The 26,246-nt window shown below is 73.6% G+C and carries 24 protein-coding genes and 1 pseudogene; 11 read left to right on the top strand and 14 right to left on the bottom strand.

All coding sequences use genetic code 11. The annotated features are described in order from the left end of the window. Position 1: 1 nt before the first annotated feature. The 3 genes from CP980_RS19155 to CP980_RS19145 all read right to left on the bottom strand — a co-directional run bounded on the left by CP980_RS19155 (position 2) and on the right by CP980_RS19145 (position 1,893). The gene (locus CP980_RS19155) at positions 2-829 is read right to left on the bottom strand and encodes an LppU/SCO3897 family protein (RefSeq protein WP_150528681.1); all 828 of its coding nucleotides are present in this window, start codon (positions 827-829) and stop codon (positions 2-4) included. Between the two features lie 189 nt (positions 830-1,018). After that, on the bottom strand, positions 1,019-1,444 hold the full coding sequence (locus CP980_RS19150; protein WP_189999033.1) for a Zn-ribbon domain-containing OB-fold protein: 426 nt from the start codon (positions 1,442-1,444) through the stop codon (positions 1,019-1,021). Further along, positions 1,441-1,893: a DoxX family membrane protein gene (locus tag CP980_RS19145; protein WP_132757631.1), complete on the bottom strand. Its 453-nt coding sequence runs from the start codon at positions 1,891-1,893 to the stop codon at positions 1,441-1,443. Before CP980_RS19145 ends, CP980_RS19150 begins: the two co-directional genes overlap by 4 nt. 202 nt (positions 1,894-2,095) lie before the next feature. Between CP980_RS19145 and CP980_RS19140 the strand changes: the two genes are divergently transcribed. The 3 genes from CP980_RS19140 to CP980_RS19130 all read left to right on the top strand — a co-directional run bounded on the left by CP980_RS19140 (position 2,096) and on the right by CP980_RS19130 (position 6,737). Continuing rightward, positions 2,096-3,334: a flavin-containing monooxygenase gene (locus CP980_RS19140; protein ID WP_150528680.1), complete on the top strand. Its 1,239-nt coding sequence runs from the start codon at positions 2,096-2,098 to the stop codon at positions 3,332-3,334. A gap of 264 nt (positions 3,335-3,598) precedes the next feature. Further along, positions 3,599-5,833 carry an acetate--CoA ligase family protein gene (locus tag CP980_RS19135; protein ID WP_132757635.1) on the top strand — a complete coding sequence of 745 codons (2,235 nt, stop codon included), beginning with the start codon at positions 3,599-3,601 and terminating at the stop codon, positions 5,831-5,833. 100 nt (positions 5,834-5,933) lie between these two features. After that, positions 5,934-6,737, top strand: a complete 804-nt coding sequence (locus CP980_RS19130) for an enoyl-CoA hydratase/isomerase family protein (RefSeq protein WP_150528679.1) — start codon at positions 5,934-5,936, stop codon at positions 6,735-6,737. 10 nt (positions 6,738-6,747) lie between these two features. Here CP980_RS19130 and CP980_RS19125 read toward each other — a convergent pair whose 3' ends face one another. Together CP980_RS19125 and CP980_RS19120 are read right to left on the bottom strand one after the other, a co-directional pair. Then, positions 6,748-7,539, bottom strand: a complete 792-nt coding sequence (locus CP980_RS19125; protein ID WP_132757639.1) for a VOC family protein — start codon at positions 7,537-7,539, stop codon at positions 6,748-6,750. Between the two features lie 153 nt (positions 7,540-7,692). Beyond that, a complete protein-coding gene (locus CP980_RS19120; protein WP_150528678.1) occupies positions 7,693-8,589 on the bottom strand; it encodes a hypothetical protein in 897 nt (298 codons plus the stop codon). A 138-nt stretch (positions 8,590-8,727) separates the two neighbouring features. On the opposite strand from CP980_RS19120, the gene CP980_RS19115 reads away from it, so the two are divergent. Then, positions 8,728-9,354 carry a flavin reductase family protein gene (locus tag CP980_RS19115; protein WP_132757967.1) on the top strand — a complete coding sequence of 209 codons (627 nt, stop codon included), beginning with the start codon at positions 8,728-8,730 and terminating at the stop codon, positions 9,352-9,354. A gap of 100 nt (positions 9,355-9,454) precedes the next feature. On the opposite strand, the gene CP980_RS19110 is transcribed toward CP980_RS19115, so the two are convergent. The 3 genes from CP980_RS19110 to CP980_RS19100 are packed head-to-tail and all read right to left on the bottom strand — an operon-like array spanning position 9,455 to position 12,656. Beyond that, the gene (locus CP980_RS19110; protein WP_132757643.1) at positions 9,455-10,522 is read right to left on the bottom strand and encodes a Zn-dependent alcohol dehydrogenase; all 1,068 of its coding nucleotides are present in this window, start codon (positions 10,520-10,522) and stop codon (positions 9,455-9,457) included. Then, complete coding sequence (locus tag CP980_RS19105; RefSeq protein ID WP_132757645.1) at positions 10,519-11,721, bottom strand: acyl-CoA dehydrogenase family protein; 1,203 nt, start codon at positions 11,719-11,721, stop codon at positions 10,519-10,521. Before CP980_RS19105 ends, CP980_RS19110 begins: the two co-directional genes overlap by 4 nt. A 14-nt stretch (positions 11,722-11,735) precedes the next feature. Beyond that, positions 11,736-12,656 carry an SDR family oxidoreductase gene (locus tag CP980_RS19100; protein ID WP_132757647.1) on the bottom strand — a complete coding sequence of 307 codons (921 nt, stop codon included), beginning with the start codon at positions 12,654-12,656 and terminating at the stop codon, positions 11,736-11,738. Between the two features lie 118 nt (positions 12,657-12,774). Between CP980_RS19100 and CP980_RS19095 the strand changes: the two genes are divergently transcribed. Then, positions 12,775-13,701, top strand: a complete 927-nt coding sequence (locus CP980_RS19095; RefSeq protein ID WP_132757649.1) for a cyclase family protein — start codon at positions 12,775-12,777, stop codon at positions 13,699-13,701. Between the two features lie 97 nt (positions 13,702-13,798). Next, positions 13,799-14,587 (top strand): VOC family protein, encoded by a 789-nt coding sequence (locus CP980_RS19090; protein WP_150530269.1) that lies wholly within the window; start codon positions 13,799-13,801, stop codon positions 14,585-14,587. 91 nt (positions 14,588-14,678) lie between these two features. On the opposite strand, the gene CP980_RS19085 is transcribed toward CP980_RS19090, so the two are convergent. Continuing rightward, the gene (locus CP980_RS19085) at positions 14,679-15,254 is read right to left on the bottom strand and encodes a hypothetical protein (protein ID WP_132757651.1); all 576 of its coding nucleotides are present in this window, start codon (positions 15,252-15,254) and stop codon (positions 14,679-14,681) included. 148 nt (positions 15,255-15,402) lie between these two features. Here CP980_RS19085 and CP980_RS19080 point away from each other — a divergent pair, with 148 nt between their 5' ends. Both CP980_RS19080 and CP980_RS19075 read left to right on the top strand, forming a co-directional pair. Next, positions 15,403-16,626: a sensor histidine kinase gene (locus CP980_RS19080; RefSeq protein ID WP_150528677.1), complete on the top strand. Its 1,224-nt coding sequence runs from the start codon at positions 15,403-15,405 to the stop codon at positions 16,624-16,626. Further along, positions 16,623-17,330, top strand: a complete 708-nt coding sequence (locus tag CP980_RS19075) for a response regulator (protein WP_150528676.1) — start codon at positions 16,623-16,625, stop codon at positions 17,328-17,330. Before CP980_RS19080 ends, CP980_RS19075 begins: the two co-directional genes overlap by 4 nt. A gap of 190 nt (positions 17,331-17,520) precedes the next feature. Here the strand turns inward: CP980_RS19075 and CP980_RS19070 are convergent, their stop codons facing one another. From CP980_RS19070 to CP980_RS19055, 4 genes are all read right to left on the bottom strand, one after another. Further along, positions 17,521-17,955 carry an ATP-binding protein gene (locus CP980_RS19070; RefSeq protein WP_099891368.1) on the bottom strand — a complete coding sequence of 145 codons (435 nt, stop codon included), beginning with the start codon at positions 17,953-17,955 and terminating at the stop codon, positions 17,521-17,523. Positions 17,956-18,288: 333 nt separating this feature from the next. Then, complete coding sequence (locus tag CP980_RS19065; RefSeq protein ID WP_150528675.1) at positions 18,289-19,230, bottom strand: acyl-CoA dehydrogenase family protein; 942 nt, start codon at positions 19,228-19,230, stop codon at positions 18,289-18,291. Positions 19,231-19,235: 5 nt separating this feature from the next. After that, on the bottom strand, positions 19,236-20,399 hold the full coding sequence (locus tag CP980_RS19060; protein WP_150528674.1) for an acyl-CoA dehydrogenase family protein: 1,164 nt from the start codon (positions 20,397-20,399) through the stop codon (positions 19,236-19,238). After that, positions 20,399-21,592 carry an amidohydrolase family protein gene (locus tag CP980_RS19055; RefSeq protein ID WP_099891362.1) on the bottom strand — a complete coding sequence of 398 codons (1,194 nt, stop codon included), beginning with the start codon at positions 21,590-21,592 and terminating at the stop codon, positions 20,399-20,401. The genes CP980_RS19060 and CP980_RS19055 overlap by 1 nt, the downstream gene beginning before the upstream one ends. 143 nt (positions 21,593-21,735) lie before the next feature. On the opposite strand from CP980_RS19055, the gene CP980_RS19050 reads away from it, so the two are divergent. Beyond that, positions 21,736-23,295, top strand: coding sequence for a class I adenylate-forming enzyme family protein (locus tag CP980_RS19050; RefSeq protein ID WP_150528673.1), 1,560 nt, complete (start codon positions 21,736-21,738; stop codon positions 23,293-23,295). A gap of 275 nt (positions 23,296-23,570) precedes the next feature. Here CP980_RS19050 and CP980_RS19045 read toward each other — a convergent pair whose 3' ends face one another. Further along, a complete protein-coding gene (locus tag CP980_RS19045; RefSeq protein ID WP_132757663.1) occupies positions 23,571-24,089 on the bottom strand; it encodes an EF-hand domain-containing protein in 519 nt (172 codons plus the stop codon). Between the two features lie 302 nt (positions 24,090-24,391). Between CP980_RS19045 and CP980_RS19040 the strand changes: the two genes are divergently transcribed. Together CP980_RS19040 and CP980_RS19035 are read left to right on the top strand one after the other, a co-directional pair. Further along, positions 24,392-24,955 (top strand): sigma-70 family RNA polymerase sigma factor, encoded by a 564-nt coding sequence (locus tag CP980_RS19040; protein WP_150528672.1) that lies wholly within the window; start codon positions 24,392-24,394, stop codon positions 24,953-24,955. Further along, positions 24,952-26,184: pseudogene (locus tag CP980_RS19035) on the top strand (zf-HC2 domain-containing protein). Before CP980_RS19040 ends, CP980_RS19035 begins: the two are co-directional and overlap by 4 nt. Positions 26,185-26,246: the final 62 nt, after the last annotated feature.

Below are 26,246 nucleotides of genomic sequence, written 5' to 3'. Positions count from 1 at the left end.
GTCAGCTGCGGGCGTACGACCCCAGGCCGACCAGGCAGTACACGTACTGGTTGATCGGGGTTCCGTTGAGCGTGTAGCGGTACGAGAAGGCGTACTCCGTACGCGGGTTGGCATCGCAGCTGTGCAGGTCCGAGGTGAACCCGAAGCGCTGGATGACCTTGTAGTGGGCGTCCGACGCCGAGCAGGAGACCTCCTCCACGTCCTCGACCCGCTGTGCGGTCGTCGAGTCCGGGAGCTGCCCGTTGAGGCAGGTGCCGGCGTCGAAGGGGCTGGGCGCCGGGGCCGCCGCGGTGGGGGCGGTGGAGGGGTACGAACCGCTGCCGGAGCTGCTGCCGGAGCTGCTGCCGGAGCCGGTGCCCGTCCCCGACGTGTACGAGGTGCTGGTCGGCAGCGGCGTGGGCGACCAGGAGCTGTACGTCGGGGTGGGCGAGGAGGAGGCAGTGCCCTTGCCGTCGTCCCCGCTGTTCAGCGCGACGGCGGCGATGATCACGGTCGCGACGGCGGCGAGCACCGCCAGACAGCCGGCCGTGCTTCCCGACCTGGACGGGCGCTGGCCGGGCACCGCGGGCGCGGCGACGGTCGGCGGCGGCGCGGGCGTGGGCGTGGGCGTGGCGACGGTCGGCGGCGGCGCGGCTGCGCCCGCGGCCGGTGCGATCCGTAAGCGCACCGCCACCTCGGCGCCGCCGGCGCGGACGCTGACGAGCTGGCCGTCACGGCAGCCGGAGGGGATCCGCAAGCGCGTGACCCCGCCGGGCAGTGACACCGGCAGGATCACGCCGTGGGCGGCCTGCTCCGGAGTGATCGTGAGCTGGATCTCCTGCGAGGACACCGGCTGCTCCAAGGGGTGAGGTGGTACCGGCCTTTCTGGCGACACCCCAGGTTCGCCCGGCCCCGTCCGCGGAGGCAGTCGTTCCGCCGGACCGGTGCGTGCCTGTGACACACACGGCGCGCGACGGTGACCCCGTACGCCGGACCGACCGACGCCGACGCCCGGCGCCCGGCGCCCGGCGCGGGAGCCCTATCCGCGGTCCGGACGGAAGACGGGGACGGCGGCCGCGGCCGCGTCCGGACCGCCCTCGCGGAACGCGACCCGCAGCGGCATGCCGATCCGCAGGTCCGCCGCCTCGCACCCCACGACCTCCGTCATCATGCGCGGCCCCTCCGCCAGGTCCACGACCGCGGCGGTGTACGGCACCCGCTCCCCGAAGGGGGGCAGATCGTTGCGGTGGACGACGGACCAGGTGTAGAGGGTGGCCCGGCCGCTCGCGGGCTCCCAGGTCACCCGCTCCTCCCCGGCCCAGCAGTGCGGGCAGAACTCCCGCGGGTAGTGGTGGGCCCGTCCGCAGTCCGCGCAGCGGCGCAGCAGGAGCCGGCCCTCGGCGGCCGCGTCCCAGTAGGGGCGGGTGAAGTCGTCGACCTCGGGGAGGTCGTGGCGCGTGGTCACAGGAAGAGTCCGATCGCCGCGTCGAGGGACCAGGTCTGCCAGGCCATCGCGAGGAGCGCGACGAGCGAGATGAGGGCCATCATCGCGTTCTGCCCCTGCTCGGCCCAGTCGTGGATCATCAGTACCAGGTACAGCAGGTTCAGGAGCAGCCCGCCGGCGAGTGCGACCGGGGTCAGGAAGCCGAGCACCAGGCCCAGCCCGAGGGCGAGCTCCGCGTAGACCACGATGTACGCCATCAGCCGTGGGCGCGGCTGCACGACCTTTTCGAAGCCGCCCTTGACGAAGGGCCAGCGGTGCTTGCCCGCGACGTCGGCGGCCCAGGCGATGCCCGTGCCGCGTTCGAACCAGCCCTTCTTGTCCTTGTGCCGCCAGCTCTCCAGCCACCACAGGCCGAGCCCGATCCGGAGCACGGCGAGCCACTCGGCCCCACTGAGCCAGATGGTCTGCATCGGCCCTCCCTCCCTTGATCTGACGGTACGTCAGTTCATCGGATCCGCGCCGATCCCGCAAGGCCCCGGTGGGGAACCGCGCGGAACCGCGCGGAACCTCCGGCTCCGCGCCGGCCGCCCGCCGGCGCCCGTGATCGATCCGCAATCGATTCCCTCCTTGTCCGAGACCCATCAACGCTGTGTGTCGATACGCTCACCCCTCATGCCCGCAGTCCCCGAAACCCCCGACCTGTCCACCCAGCCCCGCCCGGTCTACGTGATCGGCGCCGGGCCCGGCGGCCTCGCCGCGGCCGCCGCGCTGCGCGCCCGCGGGGTGCGCGCGGTGGTCGTGGAGAAGTCCGATGCCGTCGGCTCCTCCTGGCGGGGACACTACGACCGGCTCCACCTGCACACCACGCGCCGGCTCTCCGCCCTCCCGGGGCTCGCCATGCCGCGCCGGTTCGGGCGGTGGGTGTCGCGGGACGACGTGGTGCGGTACCTGGAGAAGTACGCCGAGTTCCACGCGCTGGAGCTCGTCACCGGCGTCGAGGTGACCCGGATCGACCCCGCCCCCGGCGGGGACGGCTGGCTGCTGCACGCGACCGGCGGGCGGGTGCTCGACGCCCGGGCCGTCGTCGTCGCCACCGGGTTCAACCACACGCCCGCGCTCCCCGGCTGGCCGGGCCGCGACACGTACACCGGACAGCTCCTGCACGCCCGCGCGTACCGCAACGCCGCGCCGTACGTGGGCCGGGACGTCCTCGTCGTCGGGGCCGGCAACACCGGCGCCGAGATAGCCGTCGACCTCGTCGAGGGCGGCGCCGCGCGGGTGCGGCTCGCCGTGCGCACCGCCCCGCACATCGTGCGCCGCTCGACCGCGGGCTGGCCCGCGCAGCGCACCGGGATCCTGGTCCGGCGGCTGCCCGTGCGGCTCGTGGACCGGGTCGGCGCGCTCCTGGCCAAGGTGTCCGTACCCGATCTGACGGCGTACGGCCTCCCCCGCCCCGCCACCGGCCTGTACAGCAGGGTCAAGGAGGGGGCGATCCCGGTCCAGGACGTCGGCCTGATCGACGCCGTCCGCGCGGGGCGGGTGGAACCGGTCGCGGCCGTGGCCTCCTTCGAGGGCGCGGAGGTCGTGCTCGCCGACGGCTCCCGCATCGCCCCGGACGCGGTGGTGGCGGCCACCGGATACCGCCGCGGCCTGGAGGGGCTGGTGGGGCACCTGGACGTGCTCGACGGGCGCGGCCGTCCCCGTACGCACGGAACGCGCACCGCCGCGCAGGCCCCCGGGTTGTACTTCACCGGCTTCACCAACCCCATCAGCGGCATGTTCCGCGAGATGGCGCTGGACGCCGAGAAGATCGCCAGGGCCGTGGCCCGCCGGCTGGGCCCCCAGGCGGCGCGACAGCCGTACGAGGACCTGCCGGACACGGGCCTGCGCCCGGTCGACCCGCTCGCCTGAGACCCGCGCCCGGACGGGGCCGGATCACCCGCGCCCGCGCCCGGCCTCGCCCGGATCACCCCCGCCCCGCCCGGATCACGCCCGCCCGCGCCCGGTCCGGCGCGGCCGAATCGCGCCCTGGACCCGTACCGGAGGGATCTGTCACCGTTCCACACACCACCTCCACCAGCTTTCCTGCGCAGCACTGTTCCTGACGGCACGTCAGTTCAGTAATCTGACTACGCGTCAGTTATTGAGGTTCATCGAGCAGGAGCGGGCGAAGCGATGCTTGGATCTACTCACGGCACCCTCACCACCGACTTCCGCGCACGTGTCGAGGCCTGCGGGGAGACCCCCAGGACGGCCGTCCACTCCACGGCGGCGCCGTCCGCCGCGGACGCGGTCGCGGTGGACGTCAGCGGACGGCCCCTGCACGCCGACGTCCCCGACCTCGACCGGTTCTTCCGGCCCGAGTCGGTGGCCGTCATCGGCGCCTCCGACGCCGAAGGCAGACCGAACACCGGTATCACCCGCCAGCTCATCGCCTGGGCGGAGCGCGTCGGCGCCCGGATCCACCCCGTGCACCCCACCCGCCCCACCGTCTTCGGGCTGGCCTGCCACGCCTCGGTGGCCGACCTGCCCGAGCAGGTGGACCTCGCCGTCCTCCTGGTGGGCGATCCGCTGCCGGTGATCGAGGAACTGGCCGAGGCCAAGGTGAAGTTCGCCGTCGCCTTCGCCTCCGGCTTCGCCGAGACCGGCGGAGAGGGCGCCGCCGCGCAGGAGCGGCTCGCTGCGGCCGTCCGGCGCTCCGGCCTGCGCCTGCTCGGCCCGAACACCAACCTCAACGCCTTCGAGGAGTTCCGCGAGGACCTCGACGGCCCGGCGATCGCACTGATCACCCAGTCCGGCCACCAGGGCCGGCCCGTCTACACCCTCCAGGAGCTGGGCATCCGGCTCTCCCACTGGGCTCCGACGGGCAACGAGGCCGACCTGGAGACCTCCGACTTCATCTCCTACTTCGCCGAGCGCCCCGAGGTCGGAGCGATCGCCTGCTACGTGGAGGGCCTCAAGGACGGCCGCCAGTTCCTCCTGGCCGCCGACCGGGCCGCCCGCAACGGCGTCCCCGTCGTCGCCGTCAAGGTCGGCCGCACCGAGACCGGCGCCCGCATGGCCGCCTCCCACACCGGGAAGCTGACCGGCGCCGACACCGTCGTGGACGCCGCGATGCGCCAGTTCGGCGTCATACGGGTCGACGGGCTGGACGAGCTCCAGGACACCGCCGCGCTGCTCGCCCGGGCCCGCAAGCCGCTGGCCGACGGGGTCGTCGTGTACTCCATCTCCGGTGGCACCGGAGCCCACTTCTCGGACCTCGCGACCGAGGCGGGCCTGACCCTGCCCACCCTCTCGCAGGCCAAGCAGGACGAACTCCACCAGTGGATCCCGCCGTACCTGAACGTCGCCAACCCCGTCGACAACGGCGGCCACCCGGTCGGCGACTGGCGCGGCCGCAAGATCATCGACGCGATCCTCGCCGATCCGGCGGTCGGCGTCCTGATCTGCCCGATCACCGGGCCCTTCCCCCCGATGAGCGACAAGCTCGCGCAGGACCTGGTGGACGCGGCCGAGCAGAGCGACAAGCTGGTCTGCGTGGTCTGGGGCTCCCCGGTCGGCACCGAGGAGGCCTACCGCACCACCCTGCTCGGCTCCTCCCGCGTGGCCACCTTCCGCACGTTCGGCAACTGCATCACCGCCGTCCGCGCCTATCTCGGCCACCACCGCTTCACGGCCGCCTACCGCTCCCCCTTCGAGGACGCCCCGCGCACCCCGTCCCCCTCGTACCGCAAGGCGCAGGCGCTCATGCGGCCGGGCCAGCAGCTCAGCGAGCACGCGGCGAAGCAGCTGCTGCGGGCGTACGGGATACGGGTGCCCCGCGAGCAGCTCGTGACCAGCGCGGCGGCGGCGGTACGGGCCGCGGGGCTGGTGGGCTACCCGGTGGTGATGAAGGCCTCGGGCCCGCAGCTCGGGCACAAGACGGAGCTGGGCCTGGTCAAGATCGGCCTGACCTCGGCGAGCCAGATCCGGGACGCCTACCGGGAGCTCACGGACATCGCCCGCTACGAGAACGTCCCGCTGGACGGCATCCTCGTCTGCCAGATGGTGGAGCGGGGGGTCGAGATGGTCGTCGGCGTCACCCAGGACGAGCTCTTCGGCCCGACGGTGACGGTGGGCCTGGGCGGGGTGCTGGTGGAGGTCCTGCACGACGCGGCGGTCCGCGTCCCGCCCTTCGGCGAGGACCAGGCGCGGGCGATGCTGACGGAGCTGCGGGGCCACGCCCTGCTGGAGGGCGTACGGGGCGCCCCGCCGGCGGACGTGGACGCGCTGGTGGAGGTGGTGCTCCGGGTCCAGCGGATGGCGCTCGAACTGGGCGGCGTCCTCTCGGAACTGGACATCAACCCGCTGATGGTCCTCCCCCGGGGCCAGGGCGCGGTGGCCCTGGACGCACTGGCGATCTGCCGCTGAGCCGCGGCCGGGCGCCGGCGAGCCGTCACCGAGGCGCCGCACGCCCCGGTCCCCCGGGGCGGAGCCCCGACCACCCCTACCCCGAACGGGAGTTCGCCCCATGACCAGCGCCCCCGCCGAAGACGTGCTGCACCGCGTCGAGAGCGGCGTCTCGTGGATCACCCTCAACCGGCCGCAGGCCATGAACGCCGTCACCTGGGACCAGCGCGAGCGCGTCATCGCACTGCTCGCCGAGGCCTCCGCCGACCCGGGCGTGCGGGCCGTCGTCGTCACCGCCACCGGCAAGGGCTTCTGCGCGGGCGCCGACCTGCGCGGCGCCCCCGCCTCACCGGCCGAGCGCATCGCGGGCGACGTGGCCCGCATGATCAAGCTCGGCGCGCAGCGCCTGATCACCGCCGTGCTCGACTGCGAGAAGCCGGTCCTCGCCGCCGTCAACGGCACGGCCGCCGGTATCGGCGCCCATCTCGCCCTCGCCTGCGACCTCGTCATCGCCGCCGAATCGGCCCGCTTCATCGAGGTGTTCGTCCGCCGCGGGCTGGTCCCCGACGGCGGCGGCGCGTACCTGCTGCCCCGCCTCGTCGGCCCGCAGAAGACCAAGGAGCTGATGTTCTTCGGCGACGCCGTGCAGGCGGCCGAGGCCGAACGCCTCGGCCTCGTGAACCGGGTCGTTCCCGACCCGGAGCTGGAGGCCACCGCCCGCGCGTGGGCCGAGCGGCTCGCGCAGGGCCCCACCCGCGCCCTCGCCCTGACCAAGCAGCTGGTCAACGCCTCCCTGGACGGTGGCCGGGCGGCCGCGCTGGCCGCCGAGGCCACCGCTCAGGAGATCAACATGACCACCGCCGACGCGAACGAGGGCGTGGCCGCCTTCGTGGAGCGCCGTTCGCCCAAGTACCTCGGCCGCTGAGCGAGGCGCCTCACGCCATCGGGTTCGGCTTCAGCAGGGCGAACACGGCTCCGGACGGGTCCGCCACCCACGCGATCCGGCCGACGTCCGGTACGTCCGCGGCCGGCATGAGCACCGATCCGCCGTTCCCGTCCGCCGCCGAGACCGTCGCGTCCACGTCCGCGACGTTGAAGTACGGGACCCAGCGCGGCTTCTCGACGCCCCCGCCGGCCCCGTCGCCCATCGGCGCGACCCCTCCGAACGAGGTCTGCTGCTGGTCGCCGTCCTTCAGGCTCAGCACGCGGTACGTCATCCCCGGCGTCTCCATCTCCTGGCTGCGCCAGCCGAAGACGCCGTTGTAGAAGGTGATGGCCGCGGCCGGGTCGGGTACGTGCAACTCGGCCCACACCAGGGAGTTCTCGTCGGAGGCCTTCCCGAGCCCGGCGGTCTTCCCGGGCTGCCAGATCGCGAACTCGGCGCCCTGCGGGTCGGTGGCCTGCGCGAGCCAGCCCTCGCCCATGACGTCCGTCGGCTCCATCCGGATCTGCCCGCCGCCCGCCCGCACGTCCGAGACGGTGGCCTGGATGTCGTCGGCCTGGAAGTGGAGCATCCAGGCCGAGACCGCGCCCTCCTCGGTGAGCGGCCCGAGGGCGGCGACGGTCTTCCCGTCCACCTGGAAGAACCCGTACCCGCCGGCGTCGGGACCCAGGTCGGTGAAGGTCCAGCCGAAGACGGAGCCGTAGAACCTCACGGCGCCGGTGGTGTCGGGGCTGCCGAGGTCGAGCCAGACGGGCGATCCGTGACGGAAGTCGGTGCCGAGCATGGGAGTCCTCCTGGGGGGCGGGTGGATCGGGCCGGGGGCCACGATGCCGACCTCCCACGGGGCTGTCCGCCGTACGGATCCCGGCGGGGCAGTGGATTCACCCGTACGGGCGAACGGCGCGGGCCGCGCCGCCCCCGCCCCGCCGGCCTCCGGCTACAGCCGGTGCAGGGTTTCGGCGTACCGGGGGTGGAGGTCGTCCGGATCGCCCATGACGCTGAACAGCTCGGGCCGTTCGGCCGTGCCGGCCACCTGCCAGTCGCGCAGGGCGCCGCAGCCCTCGATCCTGAGCGTGACCCGGTCCCGCGCCCGGTCGAAGAGGCCGCCGGACTCCCGCCCCCGCTCGAACGTCCACGTCCCGGTCCCCGAGCACCCGTCCCACACCCCGGCCGGCGCGACCAGCGCCAGGTTCTCGGCCACGGCCTCGCCGTTCTCGCCCAGCCGCAGCCGGTACGCGCCCCCGCCGCCGGTCCACTCCCCGGCGTACCGCTCCCGCTCCAGCCGGGGCGGCTCGTACGCGCCGATTCCCGTCCGCTCCAGCAGGAAGGCGCCGAACGCGCAGAGGAGCAGCGCGATCCCGGTGGCGGCGCCGACCCGGGCCGCCGTACCGGTCCACCCCAGCGAGCGGTGGTGCGCGTACGAGGCCGCCACCACCGGGAGCACCCCGGGGCCCGCGATCCACAGCAGCGTCCAGCCGTACGGCAGGTCCCAGGCGTCCGCGGCCAAGCCGGCGTACGCGGCGGCGACGCCACCGCCCCAGAGCGGCGCCGACCACGGTCTCCCCAGCTCTCGCGTCAGCGCCATCACCGGCAGGGTGAACAGCAGCCGGTGCAGGTACGCGGCCACGACCACCACGAGGGTCATCAGCGGTACCGCGACGAAGACGGAGGAGTCGATGCCGAGGCCGTGGTCGTCGCGCATGCCGGAGGTGGCGAGGAAGACCGCTCCCGCCACGATGCACTGCCCCGTGAACGCCAGCTCCGACCCGGTCGACAGACGGGAGCGGCTCCCTGCCCGCGCGGCCGGTCCCGTGTGCGTCTCCGGCATCCCCATGCCCCCACCCCAACCAAAATTGAACACGTTCAATCGATGGGGACGATACACCCTCCCCCTTCACGAGTCACCCGCCCGCACCCCTTCCCATCTGACGGACCGTCAGCTTCAATCGTTGACGTGATGGGACACGCAGGGATGGCGGCCACCGTCGTCCGATACCTCAGGTCAGTCGGCTCCCCCACCTCCGCCCCGTCGGAGCAGGACCCGGAAGCCGGCCGCGTCGACGCGCTGCCGCGCCCCGATCTGCGGGCCGTCGGCGACGACGAGCGCGCACCCGTCAGCCCCGCCGAGTTCCGGGCCGTGCTCGGGAACTTCGCCAGCGGGGTCACCGTCATCACCGCCCCGGCCGCCGAGGGCGAGGCCGGCCCGGCCGGGTTCGCCTGCCAGTCCTTCGCCTCGCTGTCGCTCGACCCGCCGCTGGTCACGTTCATGGTCGCCCGTACGTCGACCACCTGGCCCCGGATCGCCCGCGCCGGGGTGTTCTGCGTCAACATCCTGGGCGCCGAGCAGGGCGAGCTGTGCCGGGCCTTCGCCGTCAGCGGCGCCGACAAGTTCGCGGGGATCACCCACACCCCGGCCCCCGTGACCGGATCACCGCAGCTCGACGCCGTGCCCGCCTGGATCGACTGCCGCATCCACGCCGTGCACACCGGCGGGGACCACCTGATCGTCGTCGGCCGGGTCGAGGCCATGGGCGCCGCCGGCGAGGACGGCCCGCTCCTCTTCCACAAGGGCCGCTTCGGCCGGCTCGCCGCCGAGTAGGCCCCGCGTACGACGGGAAGGCCCGCCTCCGGCCGGAGGCGGGCCTTCCCGTCGTACGCGCCAGGGCGTCAGGACCTCAGGGCGCCAGGGCGCGAGGACGTCAGAACGTGAGCACGCCCCGCGCCACCCGCCCGTGCTGTGCGTCCTCCACGGCCTTCGCGAAGTCCTCGACCGGGTAGGTCTCCGTGACCAGCTCGTCGAGCAGCAGCCGGCCCTGCCGGTAGAGCTCCGCGTACAGGGCGATGTCCCGCTGCGGGCGGGAGGAGCCGTACCGGCAGCCCATGATGGTCTTGTCCAGGTACATGGACGAGACCAGGAACGAGGCCTCCTCCTTGAAGCCCGGCACCCCGAGCAGGACCGCCTGACCGTGGCGGTCCAGGAGGTCGACGGCCTGGCGGATCAGCTTGACGTTGCCCACGCACTCGAAGGCGTGGTCCGCGCCCGTCGGGAGGATCTCGCGCACCGCCGCCGAGGAGTCGGCGACGGCCGACGCGTCGACGAAGTGCGTGGCCCCGAACCGCCGGGCCACCGCCTCCTTGGCCGGGTTGGCGTCCACCGCCACGATCGCCCCGGCACCGGCGATCCGCGCGCCCTGGATCACGTTGAGCCCGATGCCCCCGGTACCGATGACGACGACCGACTCGCCGTGGTCGACGCGGGCCCGGTTCAGTACGGCCCCCACGCCCGTCAGGACACCGCAGCCGATGAGCGCCGCCGAGGTCAGCGGGATGTCGTCCGGGATCTTCACGGCCTGGACGGCCTTGACGATCGTCCGCTCCGCGAAGGCCGAGTTGGAGGCGAACTGGAACAGCGGCTTCCCGCCCCGCGAGAACGGCTGCCCCGGCATCCCGATCGCCTTGCGGCACATCGTCGGCCGGCCCCGGTCGCAGTCCGCGCAGGCCCCGCAGTTCGCGAGGGTCGACAGGGAGACGTGGTCACCCGGAGCCACGTGCGTCACGCCCGACCCGACCGCCTCCACCACGCCCGCACCCTCGTGCCCGAGGACCACCGGCGGCGGGAACGGTATCGTCCCGTCGATCACCGACAGGTCGCTGTGGCACAGCCCGGCCGCCGCGATCGCGACCAGCACCTCCCCCGGTCCCGGATCGCGGATCTCCAGATCCTCCACCACCCGGGCCTGCTTTCCGTCGAAGACGACGCCTCTCACCTGGACTCCTTAGGCAGGCCGAGCACGCGCTCGGCGATGATGTTCCGCTGGATCTCGTCCGAGCCGCCGTAGATCGTGTCGGCGCGGGTGAACAGGAACAGGCGCTGCTCCTCGTCGAGTCCGAGTTCGTACGGGGTCCCCGGCGCCCAGTCCGCCGGCCCGGCCGAGGCCCCGGCCCCGCGGACCGCCACCGCCAGCTCGCCGAGCCGCCGGTGCCAGCCGCCCCACAGCAGCTTGGCCACGCTCGGCGCGCCCGGGTCTTCGGCGGACCCGAGGGTCCGCAGGGCGTTCCAGCGCATCGTGCGCAGCTCGGCCCACTGCCGTACGAGGCGTTCGCGCAGCACGGGGTCCCCGGCCGCGCCCCGGGAGAGGTACGCCCCCACCACCCGCTCCAGCTCCGCCGCGAACCCGATCTGCTGGACGAGGGTCGAGACCCCGCGCTCCAGGGCGAGCAGCCCCATGGCCACCGTCCAGCCGTTGCCCTCGCCCCCGACCGCCTCGGCCGCCACCGCCCCGTCGAAGAAGACCTCGTTGAACTCGCTCGTCCCCGACATCTGGCGGATCGGGCGGACCTCGACCCGCCCCGGCTGGTCCATCCGTACGAGCAGGAAGGACAGCCCGCGGTGGCGCCGCGAGCCGGGCTCGGTCCGGGCCAGGACGAAGCACCAGTCGGCGTCCCGGGCCAGCGAGGTCCAGATCTTCTGCCCGGTGACGCGGAACCGCCCGTCGGCGGGGTCCCGTACGGCCGCCGTACGGATCCCTGCCAGGTCCGAGCCGGCGCCCGGCTCGCTGTACCCCTGGCACCACAGCTCCTCGCCGCGTGCGATGCCCGGCAGGAAGCGGTCCCGCTGCTCCTGGGAGCCGTACGCGATCAGGGTCGGCGCGAGGAGGTTCTCCCCGATGTGGCCGACCCGGCCGGGGGCGCGCAGCGCCGCGTACTCCTCGGCCCAGACGACCTGGCCGGTCAGCGAGAGCCGCTGCTGGCCGTACGCCCCGGACGGCAGCGCCCAGCCCTGGCCGATCCAGCCGCCCCGGCCCAGCTCGCGCTCCCACGCGCGCCGGGCCCCGACCCCCTCGTGCTCGCTGCCGGGCCCGCCGAGGCCGAGGGCGTCCGCGTACGGGCCCACCAGGTGCCCGGTGAGCCAGGAGCGGGCGCGGGCGCGCAGCTCCTCGTCCTCGGCCCCGAAGCTGAAGTCCATGTCGTCCGGGCTCCCTACGCGTTGGGGCGGTCCTTGGCGGCCGCCGCCTTGGCCATGGCCTCCAGCTGCGCGAGCATCGGCATCGGGTCGGTGCCCACCGTCCCGGGCAGGAAGTCGGCGATCTTCTCGGGGGTCCAGGAGCCCTCGGCGTAACCGGCCCGCAGCTCGCGCGGCTGCGCCCAGACGGCGATCTTCGGGCCGGCGATCGTGTAGACCTGCCCGGTGATCTTCTCGCCGCCGACGGCGACGGCCTTCTCGGAGAGCAGGTAGGTGACGAGCGCCGCCACGTCCTCGGGCTCGCCGATCTCCTTGAGCTCCATGGGGACGCCCGCAGACATCCGGGTGCGGGCCACGGGTGCGACGGCGTTGGCGGTGACCCCGTACTTGGCCAGTCCGAGCGCGGCGGAGCGGACGAGGGAGATGATCCCGCCCTTGGCGGCGCTGTAGTTGGCCTGGGCGACGGAACCCTGGTGGTTGCCGCTGGTGAAGCCGATGAGGGTGCCGGATCCCTGGCGGCGCATGACGGCGGAGGCGGCGCGGAAGACGGTGAAGGTGCCCTTGAGGTGGGTGGCGACGACCGGGTCCCATTCCTCCTCGGACATGTTGAACAGCATCCGCTCGCGCAGGATGCCGGCGACGCACACGACGCCGTCGATCCTGCCGAACTGCGCGAGCGCGGTGTCGACGATGCGCTGGCCGCCCGCCATGGTCGAGATGTCGTCGGCGACGGCGACGGCCTCGCCGCCGGCGGCCTGGATCTCCTTCACCACGCCGTCGGCTATCTCGCTCGTCGGCTCCCCGCCCTCGATGCCGACCCCGTAGTCGTTGACGACGACCCTGGCTCCCTCGGCGGCCGCCGCGAGTGCCACGGCCCGCCCGATGCCCCGGCCCGCGCCGGTGACGGCCACGACCTTGCCGGCCAAGAAGTTCCCCACGCCCGACCCCTTCCCGCGTTTTCTGACGGTCCGTTAGATTCTATGACCAGTCAGACGCCCAGACACAAGCCCTCGTCGGCCTCAGTTGCCCGGCGCACCCCAGGAGCTGATGGAAGCCATGACCATGCCCCCCGAGTTCCACGACATCGCCAAGCGCGTCAACAACTGGGGCCGCTGGGGCGCCGACGACGAGATCGGCACCCTGAACCTGGTCACCGACGAGGTCGTCCGGGCGGCCGCGGCCGAGATCCGCACGGGCCGCCGGATCCCGCTCGCGCTCCCCCTCAAGGAGGACGGGGTCCAAGCCGGCCTGATCCCCGGCCGGGTCAACCCGCTGCACACGATGGTGCAGATCAACCAGGAGCTGTTCGGGCCGGGCACGGTGGCGTGCAGCGACGACGCCGTGACGATGGGGCTCCAGTCGGCCACGCACTGGGACGCCCTCACGCACGTCTCCCACTCCGGCCGCATCTACAACGGCCGTCCCGCGTCCACGATCACGGCGCACGCGCGCGCCGAGTTCAGCGGGATCGACAAGGCCGGGCACATCGTCTCGCGGGGCGTCCTGCTGGACGTGGCCCGCGCGAAGGGCCTGGACCGGCTGCCGGGCGGCCACGCGGTGACCCCGGAGGACCTGGCGCAGGCGGAGGAGTTCGGCGGGGTCACGGTCCGCCCCGGCGACATCGTCCTGGTGCGCACCGGCCAGATCCAGGTGTACCTGGCGGGCGACAAGCACGGCTACGGTTTCCCCTCGCCCGGGCTGTCCGTCCGTACGCCGCAGTGGTTCCACGCACGGGACGTGGCGGCGGTGGCGAACGACACCCTGACCTTCGAGATCTTCCCCCCGGAGATCGAGAACCTGTGGCTGCCGGTGCACGCGCTGGACCTGGTGGAGATGGGCATGCACCAGGGCCAGAACTGGAACCTCGAAAAGTTGTCCACAGCCTGTGCAGAAGAGAACCGGTACTCCTTCCTGCTGTCGGCCATGCCGGAGCCCTTCGTCGGGGGCGTCGGCACCCCGGTCGCCCCGGTGGCCGTCCTCTGAGCACGTTCAGCCGTACGGCCCGATTCGGCGGGTGGGGGCGGGGTAGGGAGCGGCCGTCCACCCCCCATCGGCAGCCCCGGAGGCATCCGTGCCCGACATGAACGGCCCCTACCAGGCCGGCACCCCCTGCTGGATCGACCTGATGGTCCCCGACCAGCAGGCCGCCCTCGACTTCTACCGCGACCTCTTCGGCTGGCAGGGCGAGATCGGCCCGCCGGAGACCGGCGGCTACTCCGTCTGCACCCTCAAGGGCAAGCCGGTGGCCGGGATCATGCGCGCGTCCAACCCGGACGGTTCCGTCCCGGACCCGATGCCGCCGACCGTGTGGACCACGTACCTGGCCACCGACGGCATCGACGCCACCCTCAAGGCGGTCACGGACGCGGGCGGCAGCGTGATGACGGGCCCGATGGACGTCATGGACCTCGGGCGCATGGCCGTCATCACCGACCCGACGGGCGCCGTCGTGGGCCTGTGGCAGTACGGCACCTTCGCCGGGGCGGGCATCGTCAACGAGCACGGCGCGCTGATCTGGAACGAGCTGAGCACCGGGGACATCCCCGCCGCGTCCGCGTTCTACTCCGCCGTACTGCCGCTGACCACGGCGAAGTCGCAGATCCCGGACGTCGGGGAGTACACGGAGTTCAAGGTCGGGGGCCGTGCGGTCGGCGGGATGATGGACCTCGCCTCCATGCCGACCGGGGTTCCGCCGCACTGGCTGCCGTACTTCGCCGTCGACGACGTCGACAGCATCCAGGCGGCCGCGGTGCGGGCCGGCGGCAGCGTCAAGGCCCCGGCGTTCGACATGGCGGCCGGCCGCATGGCCGTCCTCGCCGACCCCCAGGGCGGCACCTTCGCGGTGATCACCGGAGCCGGCCCCGCCTAGCCCGCCCCACCGTGCGCGCCCCTGTTCGCCGTTGCCCCTGCTCGTCGTCGCCCCGGCCGGTGGGCCGGGGCGACGGCGGCAGCGGGACGGCTCAGCGGTAGCGGGCCGCGGATGCCGCGAAGGACGGGGCCTCGGCCGGGGTCGCGGCCGTGACGGCCACCCACGAGAAGTCGGCGAACTCGATGTCCATCCGGCCCTGCAGACCCGGGGCGGCCCGGACGACGGTGACCGCCGAGCGCGGGACCTCCCAGTACTGCTTCATCACGGGCGTCGACTGCCACAGCGGCGAGACGTCCGTCAGGGCGAACCAGCGCCGGTCCGTCACCACCAAGAGGTCCGTCTGCGCGCCGTGCGCGTTGGCGCGGTCGACCAGGAACCGGCCCGCCGCGCTCTGCCAGCCGCCTTCCATGCCCTTGCCGTCCGCCGGGTCCGGGACCGGCTCCGCCGCCTCCCGGCGCGGATCGTGCGCGCGGGCCTTGAAGAACTGCTGGAGGGGGCGCGGGAGCTTCTCCTCGATCCGCCGGCCGAGCGCCGCCGGCTCCTGCGGGGCGAGCAGGTCCTCCGGCGGGGACGGCACGCCCGGACCCGGCTCGCAGGCACATACGGCGATCAACTGCTCGTCGGGCTGCAGGAAGTCCTCGGCCTGGCGGCGCCGGTCCTGGTTCACGCGCTTGCTCCTACTGCTGAGTAACGTCGAGTGCGCCCCAATTGTCCTCGAAAGTGGAATGCCTGGTTACCACCGGGTCCGAAACCCTCCCCCGGGATGCATCCCGGGGGCGGATGTCCGTACCCGCAGGGGTCGTTAGGGTCGCGGCATGAACACCTCATCGAGCCAGGTGGACGGGGGTCGGCCGGCGTTCCGATGGCAGGTCGCGGCCCTGTGGGCGGGCGCCGCGCTCGGCACTCTCCTGCTGTCGAACCTCGCTTTCCGCGTCCCCCTCGGCGCGGGGAACCAGATCTTCCAGGTGGGACCGCTCCTCGCGCTCATCGGCGTGCTGACCGGCGCCCTCCTGGTGCGGCGGGCACCGCTCGCCACCCTCGCCCTGATGCTCCTCGGCACGTACCTGATGCTCTTCCTCGCCCGCGCCCCCGCCCTCACGATCACGCTGGTGGTCCCCGCCGCGGTGGCCCTGGGGACGGTCGCGGCCACCCGCTCGCGCCCGGTGACCCTGTCGGCCCTGGGCCTCACCGTCCTGCTGCTGATCACCGCCCAGTTCGCGGTGCCCGCGGAGGGGTCCGCCGCCCGGGTCCTGTCCCAGAGCCAGCTGCCGGTCGTCGTCCTCGGCTGGCTGATGGGCGACTCCGTACGGCGCGGCCGCGAGTCCGCGGCGCGGGCACAGGCGCGCGCCACCGAGCAGGCCCTCACCGACGAGCGGCTGCGCATCGCCCGTGAGCTGCACGACATGGTCGCCCACAGCATCGGCGTCATCGCCATCCAGGCCGGGGTCGGCAGCCGGGTCATCGAGACCCAGCCGGCGCAGGCCCGCGAGGCGCTGCGGGCCATCGAGGCCACCAGCCGCGAGACGCTCGCGGGGCTGCGCCGCACGCTGGTCGCGCTGCGCCGCAGCGAGCCCGCACCGACGGCGCCCGCACCGGGCCTGGACGGCGTCGACCGGCTGACCGCCGCCACCGCGGCCGACACCGGCGTACGGGTGGACCTGGTGTGGTCGGGGGAGCGGCGCCCGCTGCCGGCCGACATCGAGCTCGCCGCGTTCCGCATCGTGCAGGAGGCGCTGACCAACGTGGTCCGCCACGCGGGCGCCGACGGCTGCCGGGTGGAGATCGCGTACGGGCCGGAAGAACTGGCCCTGGAGATCACCGACGACGGGCGCGGCCTCCCGGACGGCTCCACGCCGGGCGCCGGATTCGGCCTCACCGGCATGCGGGAGCGCGCCACCCTGCTGGGCGGCCGATTCGAGGCCGGCCCACGGCCCGGAGGCGGCTTCCGCGTGGCCGCGGCCCTGCCGGTCGACGCAGCCGCGCCGGCACGACCCGCGGCCGCACGGCCCGGGACGGGACGACCCGGGGAGAAGCGATGAGCGGCGGCACCGGAAGCGGCAACGGCAACGGCAACGGCAACGGAAGCGGCAACGTCCGCGTACTGCTCGCCGACGATCAGCCCCTGGTGCGCTCGGGGCTGCGCGTCCTCATGGCCGACACCCCGGACCTGGAGGTCGTGGGCGAGGCCTCGAACGGCGCCGAGGCGGTCCGCATGGCCGCCGAGCTCGCTCCCGACGTGGTGGTGATGGACATCCGCATGCCGGAGATGGACGGCATCGAGGCCACCCGCCGGCTCACGGCCGCCGACGGTCCCGGGGGCGCCCGCGTGCTGATCCTGACCACCTTCGACGAGGACGAGCACGTGTACGGGGCGCTGCGCGCCGGCGCCAGCGGTTTCGCCGTGAAGGACATGGCGCTGGACGACATCCTCGCCGCCGTCCGCGTGGTCGCGGCGGGCGACGCCCTCATCGCGCCGGGCGTCACGCGCCGCCTGATAGCGGACTTCGCCGCGGGCCCGGCGCCCGCCCCCGAGCGCGTCCCGGCGATCACGGGCCGGGAGCAGGAGGTGCTGACGCTGGTGGGGCGGGGCCTGTCGAACAGCGAGATAGCGCAGGACCTGTTCATCACGGTGGCGACGACGAAATCGCACGTGGCCCGGCTGCTGACCAAGCTGGACGCCCGGGACCGGGTGCAACTGGTCATCAAGGCCTACGAAATGGGCCTGGTCGCGCCGCCCCGGTGAGCGCCGGCAGGCGCCGGCGGGGCGGCACGCGAACCAGTGGGTGGCGGCGTACGGTCGTGCGCGCCCCGAGCACGGCACGACAAGCCGCCACCCCACGACCCGCACTCGTCAAGGTCTGCCCTTGGCGTCCCCTCGCGACGAATCGCTCAGTACAAGGGTGATCAACAGTTGACGAACCGTCAACACCTCGTTAGAGGTACACGCGCGGTTCCCACGCCGAGCGGCCGTCTTCGGGCTTGTCCGCGCGGTCGATCTCGCACCAGATCCGTTTGCCCGCACCCTCGCGCTGCCAGCCCCAGCGGTCGGCCAGGCCGTCCACCAGCTCCAGCCCGCGCCCGCCCGTGTCGTCCCCGGCGGCCTGCCGCCGGGCCGGCCCCCGGGAGCTGGTGTCGGCGACCTCGACCCGTACGCCCGGCTCCCGGAAGAGCATCCGCAGGACGGCCGGGCAGCCGGTGTGCACGACCGCGTTGGTGACCAGCTCGGAGATCAGCAGGATCAGCGTCTCGGCGAGCGGTTCGTCGTCCCCTATGCCCGACCCCGCCAGCCGGGAGCGCGCCCAGCGGCGCGCCCGGCCGACCTCGGCGGGGTCCGGTCCTACCTCCAGCTGCACCTGAAGCACCTGCACCGCTCACACCATCCGAACCGGCGGACACTTCGCCTCGCGACAGGATGGAATCACCGACTGTGATCCCCTTGCGGAGCAGCATGGTTGACATACAGTCACCACAACAAGCGCTTCGGGCATATTCCAGCGCGAAGGAGTAGGCGTGGTGCATACTGCGCGTCCCTCGCGCTGCCGTGCCGCTCGCATTCCCGGGAGCGTACCGGAGCAGGCCCCCGAGTCCGGGCCGCAAGGGGCCGGGCCAAGGACACAAACCGATATCAACTCTCTGTAATCGGACATGCGTCCCGGGTCGTCCCGACCGTGCCCCGCCCCGCCGGTCTTCGTGACAGCGAGCTACCCCGAAGCGGCCGCCGGACCGACCGCCGGACCGGCCGCGAGCCCGGCCGCGAGCTCGGCCGCCAGCGCCTCCTCCGCCTCCCCCGCCGTCCGCCACTGCTCGGCGCGCACCCAGGCCCGCTTGAGGTGCAGGTGCACGTCCGCCTCCCACGTGAAGCCCATCCCGCCGTGCACCTGGAGGCAGTCGCGGGCGTTGCGTACGGCGGCCTCGTCGGCCAGCAGCTTGGCCCCGGCCACCTCCGCCGGATCCGCGGTCACGGCCGCCGCGTACACCGCCGTACGGGCCACCTCGGCCCGCACCAGCATCTGCGCGCACAGGTGCTTGACCGCCTGGAAGGCCCCGATCGGCTGCCCGAACTGCTCGCGCTCGCCCGCGTACCGCACCGCCAGCTCCACCGTGCGCAGCGCGCTGCCGGCCTGGAGCGCCGCCGTGAGCAGCGCGCCCTCGTCGCGGTACGCCCGCGCCCCTGCGCCGGCCGGCGGCCGGGCCACCCGGTGCAGCGGGGTGAGCGGGTCCGCCGAGGGCACCGGCTCGCCCGCGGGGAGCGAGGGCGCGCCGAGCACCGCGTCCGCCTCCCCGAGGTGGGTCACGAGGGATCCGCCGAGGTCGAACGCCGTGACCACGGCCGTTCCCTCGGCCGCCCCCGGAACCGACCCCGCCGCCAGGTGCGTGGCGACGAGCGGCCCCGGCAGCAGCGCCCGCCCCGCCTCCTCGAAGACGAGGGCGGCCTCGGGCAGTCCGACCCCGACCCCGCCGCGCTCCTGCGGGAGCCGCAGCGAGAAGAACCCGGCCTCGCCGAGCTCCCGCCACAGCCCCCGGTCCAGGGCCCCGCCCGCGTCCACCGAGGCCCGCAGCGCCTCGCGCCCGTACCGGCCCGCCAGCAGTTCCCGTACGCCCGCCCGCAGGTCGCGCTGCTCGTCCGTCAACCGGAAGTCCACGGCCCTCACCGGCCCTTCGGGAGGCCGAGGATCCGCTCGGCGACGATGTTGCGCTGGATCTGCGAGGTGCCCGCCGCGATCGTGTACGAGAGGGACGAGAGCCGGTCCAGGGTCCACTCCCCCTCCAGCGCGAGGGACTGCGCGCCCAGCACCTCGGCGGCGGCGTCGTACAGCTCCTGCCGCGCGTGCGAGTAGGCCAGCTTGAAGACCGAGCCGCCGACGCCCGGCACCCCGCCCGAGGCCTCGGACTCGCTGACGTTCCACTGGGTGAGCCGCCACAGCGCGCCGAACTCCCCGTACAGCCGCCCGAGCCGGCGCCGCAGCACCGGATCGTCCCAGCGGCCGTTCGCCCGCGCGGCCGCCGCGAGCTCGCCCAGGGTGCGGCGGCAGGCCACGACCTCGCCGACGAAGGCCGTCCCCCGCTCGAAGGAGAGGGTGACCATCGTGACGCGCCAGCCGTCGTCCTCCGCCCCGACCCGGTTGGCGACGGGCACGCGCACCTCGTCGAGGAACACCTCCGCGAACTCGGTCGACCCGGCGAGGGTGCGCAGCGGCCGCACCGTGACCCCGGGCGCGTCCATGGGCATGGCCAGCCAGGAGATCCCCCGGTGCTTGGGAAAGGCCTCGCTGACGGGCCGCGTCCGTACGAGCAGCTCGCACCAGTCGGCGACCTCCGCGTGCGAGGTCCATATCTTCGAGCCGGTGATCACGTAGTCGTCCCCGTCGCGCACGGCGCGGGTGCGCAGCGCGGCCAGGTCGGAGCCCGCCCCGGGCTCGCTGAACCCCTGGCACCACACCTCGTCCCCGCGCAGTACGGGCGGCAGCCAGCGCGCGCGCTGCTCCGCCGTGCCCTCGGCGGCGATGGTCGGTCCGGCGTGCAGGAGCCCGACGAAGTTGGCGCCGACGTACGGGGCTCCGGCGCGCTCGCTCTCCTCCAGGAAGATCAGGTGCTGGGTGGGGGTGGCCCCGCGCCCGCCCGCGTCCACGGGCCAGTGCAGCCCGGCGTACCCGGCGTCGTACAGCCGGCGCTGCCAGCCGGCGTCGTACGCGCGCCGGCCCGGCCAGTCGTCGGGGGACGGCCGGGCCGGCAGCTCGGGCAGGGTCTTGCCGAGCCATTCGCGCAGCCGGGCGCGGAAGTCCCGCTCCTCGTCGGTGTACGTCAGATCCATCAGACGAGGTCCAGGCCGAGCATGCGGATGGCGTTGCCGCGCATCAGCTTGTGGACCGTCTCGTCGTCCAGCCCCTTCACGTGGTCGAGGGCGACCTCCTTGGTGTGCGGGAAGGTCGAGTCCACGTGCGGGTAGTCGGTCTCGAAGGTGGCGTTGTCGCGGCCGACGACGTCGAGCGAGGCGATGCCGTGCTTGTCGCGGAAGAAGCAGCAGAACATCTGCCGGTAGTAGTACGTGGACGGCGGCTCGGGGATCAGGTCGCGGACCCCGCCCCAGGCGCGGTGCTCCTGCCAGACGTCGTCGGCGCGCTCCAGGGCGTACGGGATCCAGCCCATCTGGCCCTCGCTGTAGGCCAGCTTCAGCGTCGGGAACTTCACGAGGACCCCGCTGAAGAGGAAGTCCATCATCGAGGCCATGGCGTTGTTGAAGCTGAGCGAGGCCTGGACGGCGGGCGGCGCGTCGGGCGAGGCGGCGGGCATCTGGGAGCTGGACCCGATGTGCATGTTGACGACCGTGCCCGTCTCCTGGCAGACGGCGAAGAAGGGGTCCCAGTAGCCGGAGTGGATGGAGGGGAGCCCGAGGTAGGTGGGGATCTCGGAGAAGGTCACGGCGCGCACCCCGCGGGCGGCGTTGCGGCGGATCTCAGCGACGGCGAGGTCGATGTCCCAGAGCGGGATGATGCACAGCGGGATGAGCCGGCCACCGCTGTCGCCGCACCACTCCTCGACCATCCAGTCGTTGTAGGCGCGCACGCAGGCGAGGGCCACCTCCTTGTCGTGGGCCTCGGCGAAGGTCTGGCCGCAGAAGCGCGGGAAGGTCGGGAAGCAGAGCGAGGCCTCGACGTGGTTGAGGTCCATGTCGGCGAGGCGCGCCTTGGGGTCCCAGCAGCCGCGGCGCATCTCCTCGCGTGTGATGCCTTCGAGGGTCATGTCGTCCCGGTCGAAGCCGACGGCGGCGATGTTGCGCTTGTACGGGAACTTCAGGTCCTCGTAGATCCACCAGTCGGTCGGCGGTCCCTCGGGGTCCATGGAGATCACGTACTTGCCGCCGGTGTACTGGAGCTCGCCGATGCCGGCGGTGAGCGCCTTGGGCCCGCGGTCGCGGTACTTGGCCGGCAGCCAGACGTCGAAGAGGTGCGCGGGTTCGATGACGTGGTCGTCGACGCTGATGATCCGAGGCAGTTCCAGTTCCATGGTGTCCCCTCGCGAGCCGATGAATCCGGTGAATCTGATGGAGCGTCAGAAAGCACGCTAGCCCCGCCACCCCTGGACCGACAAGCGCCGGAGCCCTACGCTCTGGCTGGATCTGACTGGGCGTCAGCTACGGGAGGCCGGCAATGGCGGACACCAAGGACACGGCGGTACGGCTGAGCCACTCACCCACCCTGTGGGAGCTGGTCACGGCGCGGGCCGCGCTGACCCCCGGCGCCCCCGTGCTGATCGAGGCGGCCGAGGACCCCGCCGACGACCGCACGCTCACCTTCGCCGAGCTGCGCGAGCGCTCCGAACGAGTGGCGGCGGGGCTGTACGGGAGGGGCGTACGCCCCGGCACGGTCGTCGCCTGGCAGCTGCCCACCCGGATCGAGACGGTCCTGCTCTCCCTCGCCCTGGCCCGCATCGGGGCCGTCCAGACCCCGGTGATCCCCTTCTACCGGGACCGCGAGGCGGGCTTCGCGCTGCGCGAGTCCAAGGCCGAGCACTTCGCCGTCCCGGGCGTCTGGCGGGGCTTCGACCACACCGCGATGGCCGGGCGGCTCGGCGCGCGCGGGGTCTTCGAGGCGTACGAGGAGCTGCCGACGGGCGATCCGGCCGTACTGCCCGCGCCGCCCGCGAACGGCACGGACGTGCGGTGGATCTACTGGACCTCGGGGACCACCTCCGACCCCAAGGGCGTCCTGCACACCGACCGCTCGCTGATCGCGGGCGGCTCCTGCCTGGCCCACGCCCTGCGGCTGGGGCCGGCCGACGTCGGCTCGATCGCCTTCCCGTACGCGCACATAGGCGGACCGGACTACCTGGTGATGCTGCTCCTGTACGGCTTCCCCGCGGTGCTCTTCGAGAAGTTCGCGCTGCCGGACGCCCTGGACGGCTACCGGCGCCACGGGGTCACGGTGGCCGGCGGCTCCACGGCCTTCTACTCGATGTTCCTGACGGAGCAGCGCAAGGACCCGTCCGCCAAGCTGATCCCCACCCTGCGCCTCCTCGCGGGCGGCGGCGCGCCCAAGCCCCCCGAGATCTACCACGCGGTCGTGCGCGAACTGGGCTGCGAACTGACCCACGGCTACGGCATGACCGAGGTCCCGATGATCACGATGGGCTCACCGGACGACAGCGCCGAGCACCTCGCCACGACGGAGGGCCGCCCCCCGGCCGGCATGTCGATCCGCATCACCGCCCCCGACGGCACGCCCCTGCCCCCGGACACCGACGGCGAGGTCCGGTTGCGCGGCGAGGCGGTCTGCCAGGGCTACCTGAACCGGGAGGGCCGCCCGGCCGAGGTCTTCGACGCCGACGGCTACCTGATCACCGGGGACCTCGGCCACCTGACGCCGGACGGCTACCTCGTCCTCACCGGCCGCAGCAAGGACGTGATCATCCGCAAGGGCGAGAACATCTCCGCGAAGGAGATCGAGGACCTGCTGCACCTGCTCCCGGCCATCGGCGACGTGGCCGTGATCGGCCTCCCGGACCCGGAGCGCGGAGAGCGCGTCTGCGCGGTGGTGGAACAGCCGCCGGGCGCGGCCCCCCTGACCCTCCCGCAGCTGACGGCCCACCTGCGCGCCCAGGGCCTGTCCCCGCACAAGCTCCCGGAACAGCTGGAACTGGTCGAGGCCCTGCCCCGCAACGAGACCCTGCGCAAGGTCCTCAAGTACAAGCTCCGCGAACGCTTCGCCTAGGGCGCGGCGGACCGCCGCGCGGCGCACCCGGTACGGGCCGCCGCCCGGCGGTCCGGTCCGCCGGGCGCCGGCTAGGTCGTGTCGTCAAAGTCCCGTCTGGTCGGCGGGGTCTGGCACGCCCGCTCGCCGCGTTGTCGTCGGTCACCGACGTCCCCCAGCTACCGCTGGGAGGTGCCCCCACCGCGTCGATTCCCTCCTCCGCCTTGCGATCGCACGCACCAGACCCCGCCGACCACCGCCCTGACGGGCGGCCGACGCCACTTTGACGACACTCCCTATGCGTCCGGGGCCTCGACGCCGCAGTACGCGGCGAAGGCAGTCAGGATCTCGTCCTCGGTGATGCGGCCGTCGGCATCGGCGTCCAGGGCCTGGGCCACGTCGTCGGCCAGTTCGGGCGGGGTGCCCAGGACGCGCAGGACGCGGGCCGCCGCCTGCGGGGTCGTACCGAGGCCGTCCTCGTCCGCGACCGCGATCACCCCGTGCAGGAACGGCCGCGCGATCTCCGCGAACCGCTGCGGGTTGTCCCGCAGCCGCTTCGCCGCGCCGGTGATGAACTCCTCGCGGGTCACCCGCTGGTCCCCGTCGACGTCCGCGATCCCGGCCATCCCCTGCCAGAAGGCCTCCGCGCCGGCGAAGACGGCCTGGCCCCTGTCCGACCGCGCGGTGGTGCCGAATTCGGCCAGGACGGCCTTCGCGGCCGCGCTGAAGTCCTCGCGGTCGATGTATCCGTTCCCGTCCTGGTCGAAGGTGGCAAACCGGGCGGCGATCTTGCGCTCGTATTCTGCGCTGTCCATATGCGGCGTTCCGCCTTCACATGTGCGGTGGAGTTCAGTTCAAGACAAGGCAGGAGCGTAAGCCCTACGTGGCCTGCCCGTTAAGCGAAGTCGTCAAGCAGATGGCCGCATCGAACCCGCGCACGGGAAGCGCGGCGGGGCGCGTACACCTGTACCCATGTGCCGGATCCCGCACCACCGTTCACACCCCGCGCCGCACCTATCACGCAGGGCACTCTTCCTGGACCGCGTTCCCCCAAAACGGGCGCGAACCCGCCTGTGGCGACTACATTCGAGGCGTCGACACACGGCTGGGGGCAGTTATGCCGAAGGACGTACCACCGCGCTGGGACCGCCGCATGCAGCAGCGCCTCGCCCGCGGCGAGGCCGCCGCGCTCGGAGAGCTGTACGACCGCTTCGCCTCGCTCGTGCACGGCCTGGCCCACCGCGTCCTCGGCGACGAGGGCGCCGCGGACCGGATCACCCGCGAGGTGTTCGGCTACATCTGGGAGAACCCCGACGCGTACGACCCCAAGCAGGGCTCCATGCGCTCCTGGGTCGCCCGGATCACCCAGGGCCAGGCCGTGGCCCGGCTGCGCCAGACCGAACTCGGCCGCGGCTCGCGCGAGGAGCTCGAACAGAAGGTGCGCAGCGCCAGCGCCGCCGCGCGCGCGGACTACATCGTCACGTCGATGCCCGCGCCGCTGCGCGCCGCGCTGGAGCTCGCGTACTTCAAGCGCCGGAACTACCGGCAGGCCGCCGCCGACCTGCGCATCAGCGAGGACGAGGCCCGGCGCAGGCTGCGCCTGGGCCTCCAGCTGCTGTCGACCGCCAACGTCCTCCCGCAGGAGGACACCGCTCCGCCCGGATATGGATCCCCCCGATGAACGGCCCCGCCGACCCGCCCGACGAGGGACACGAGGAGCAGCGCCCCGGGGGTCCGGCGCGCATACCGGGTCCGCGCGGGGCCGCCGACGACCTCGACCCGCGGCACGCGCCCGAGCCGCTGCCCGAGCCTCCGCGCACCCACGCCGTACTGAAGTCCCTGCTCGGTGCGTGGGCGCTGGCGGCCTGCTCCGCCGAGGAGACCCAGGCCGTCGAGGACCACCTCACCGAGTGCGCGCAGTGCGCCGAGGAGGCCCTGCGGCTGCGCGACGCGGTCGGCCTGCTGCACCCCGAGGACAACCTGGACCTCAAGCCGCTCCTGCGGTCACGGGTCCTGGAGGACTGCCTCGGCAGGCGGCCGGCCCGCATCCCGGTGCCCGCGTGGGCGAACCCGTACGACACGGAGACCGCGCGGCTCGACGCGCTGCTGCGGGACTTCGGCGACTCGGAGTGGCAGACCCCGGTCCGGCTGAAGTGGTTCGAGGAGGAGCAGCGGCGCTCGCGCCGGACGACGGTGGCCGGGGTGATCGGGCACCTGCTGACGGTGGACGGGCTGATCGCGACGGCGCTGGGCCTGGACGACCCGCTCGGCCCGGAGGCCCCGGCGGGCGCCACGGACCGTACGGAGCACTACTGGAGCTCCGCCGAGCAGCCGATCACCCGGCGGATCCGCGAGCCGTGGCGGGAGCAGGGCCACACGCTGGTACGGACGGTGTCGTTCGCGGGCCGGGGCGTCGGGGAACTGTCGGTGGACTACGGCCCCTTCGCGCTGCCGCTCGGGGACGCCTTCCTGGAGCGGGCCTTCGAGTGCTGAGTGCACGCCTGGGACATCGCGGAGGCGGTGGACTACCCGTACGACCCGCCGTCCGGGCCGCACCTGCACCGGATGATCGACCTGGCGGCGCGGCTGCTGCCGAGCGCGCTGGCCCACCGGCGCCGGGCCGGCCTCGCCGCCCCGGCGCGCGGCCTGGTCGCGGCGGGCGCTCCGGGGCGGACCCTGCACCTGGAGATCGAGGGCGCGGGCGGCGGCAGCTGGGACATCGCCCTGGACTCCCCGGCGGCGAAACCGTCGGCGGAGCACACGGTGGCGCAGATCGCGATGGACGGCGCCGAGTTCTGCCAGCTGGCAGCGGGGCACATCTCCCCGGAGGAGGCGGCCGTGGGCCAGCACGGCGACCGCGAGGCCATCCGCGACGTCCTGTTCGCGGCGGCCTCGCTCAGCCGGCTCTAGGTCGCCCTGGTCCCCGCCCGTCCCCGCCGGAGCCACCGCCGCACCGGCGGGGGCCGGGCCGG

It is taken from the genome of Streptomyces vinaceus, assembly GCF_008704935.1.
Classification (GTDB): domain Bacteria; phylum Actinomycetota; class Actinomycetes; order Streptomycetales; family Streptomycetaceae; genus Streptomyces; species Streptomyces vinaceus.
Note: the sequence above shows the minus strand (reverse complement) of the source record. Positions and strands in the feature narration are given on the sequence as shown.

Coding starts and splice junctions, on each gene's coding strand:
- CP980_RS19145 (WP_132757631.1), bottom strand. CDS start 1,893: ATGCAGACCATCTGGCTCAGTGGGGCCGAGTGGCTCGCCGTGCTCCGG.
- CP980_RS19140 (WP_150528680.1), top strand. CDS start 2,096: ATGCCCGCAGTCCCCGAAACCCCCGACCTGTCCACCCAGCCCCGCCCG.
- CP980_RS19135 (WP_132757635.1), top strand. CDS start 3,599: ATGCTTGGATCTACTCACGGCACCCTCACCACCGACTTCCGCGCACGT.
- CP980_RS19130 (WP_150528679.1), top strand. CDS start 5,934: ATGACCAGCGCCCCCGCCGAAGACGTGCTGCACCGCGTCGAGAGCGGC.
- CP980_RS19125 (WP_132757639.1), bottom strand. CDS start 7,539: ATGCTCGGCACCGACTTCCGTCACGGATCGCCCGTCTGGCTCGACCTC.
- CP980_RS19120 (WP_150528678.1), bottom strand. CDS start 8,589: ATGGGGATGCCGGAGACGCACACGGGACCGGCCGCGCGGGCAGGGAGC.
- CP980_RS19115 (WP_132757967.1), top strand. CDS start 8,728: ATGGCGGCCACCGTCGTCCGATACCTCAGGTCAGTCGGCTCCCCCACC.
- CP980_RS19105 (WP_132757645.1), bottom strand. CDS start 11,721: ATGGACTTCAGCTTCGGGGCCGAGGACGAGGAGCTGCGCGCCCGCGCC.
- CP980_RS19095 (WP_132757649.1), top strand. CDS start 12,775: ATGACCATGCCCCCCGAGTTCCACGACATCGCCAAGCGCGTCAACAAC.
- CP980_RS19090 (WP_150530269.1), top strand. CDS start 13,799: ATGAACGGCCCCTACCAGGCCGGCACCCCCTGCTGGATCGACCTGATG.
- CP980_RS19080 (WP_150528677.1), top strand. CDS start 15,403: ATGAACACCTCATCGAGCCAGGTGGACGGGGGTCGGCCGGCGTTCCGA.
- CP980_RS19075 (WP_150528676.1), top strand. CDS start 16,623: ATGAGCGGCGGCACCGGAAGCGGCAACGGCAACGGCAACGGCAACGGA.
- CP980_RS19060 (WP_150528674.1), bottom strand. CDS start 20,399: ATGGATCTGACGTACACCGACGAGGAGCGGGACTTCCGCGCCCGGCTG.
- CP980_RS19055 (WP_099891362.1), bottom strand. CDS start 21,592: ATGGAACTGGAACTGCCTCGGATCATCAGCGTCGACGACCACGTCATC.
- CP980_RS19050 (WP_150528673.1), top strand. CDS start 21,736: ATGGCGGACACCAAGGACACGGCGGTACGGCTGAGCCACTCACCCACC.
- CP980_RS19045 (WP_132757663.1), bottom strand. CDS start 24,089: ATGGACAGCGCAGAATACGAGCGCAAGATCGCCGCCCGGTTTGCCACC.
- CP980_RS19040 (WP_150528672.1), top strand. CDS start 24,392: ATGCCGAAGGACGTACCACCGCGCTGGGACCGCCGCATGCAGCAGCGC.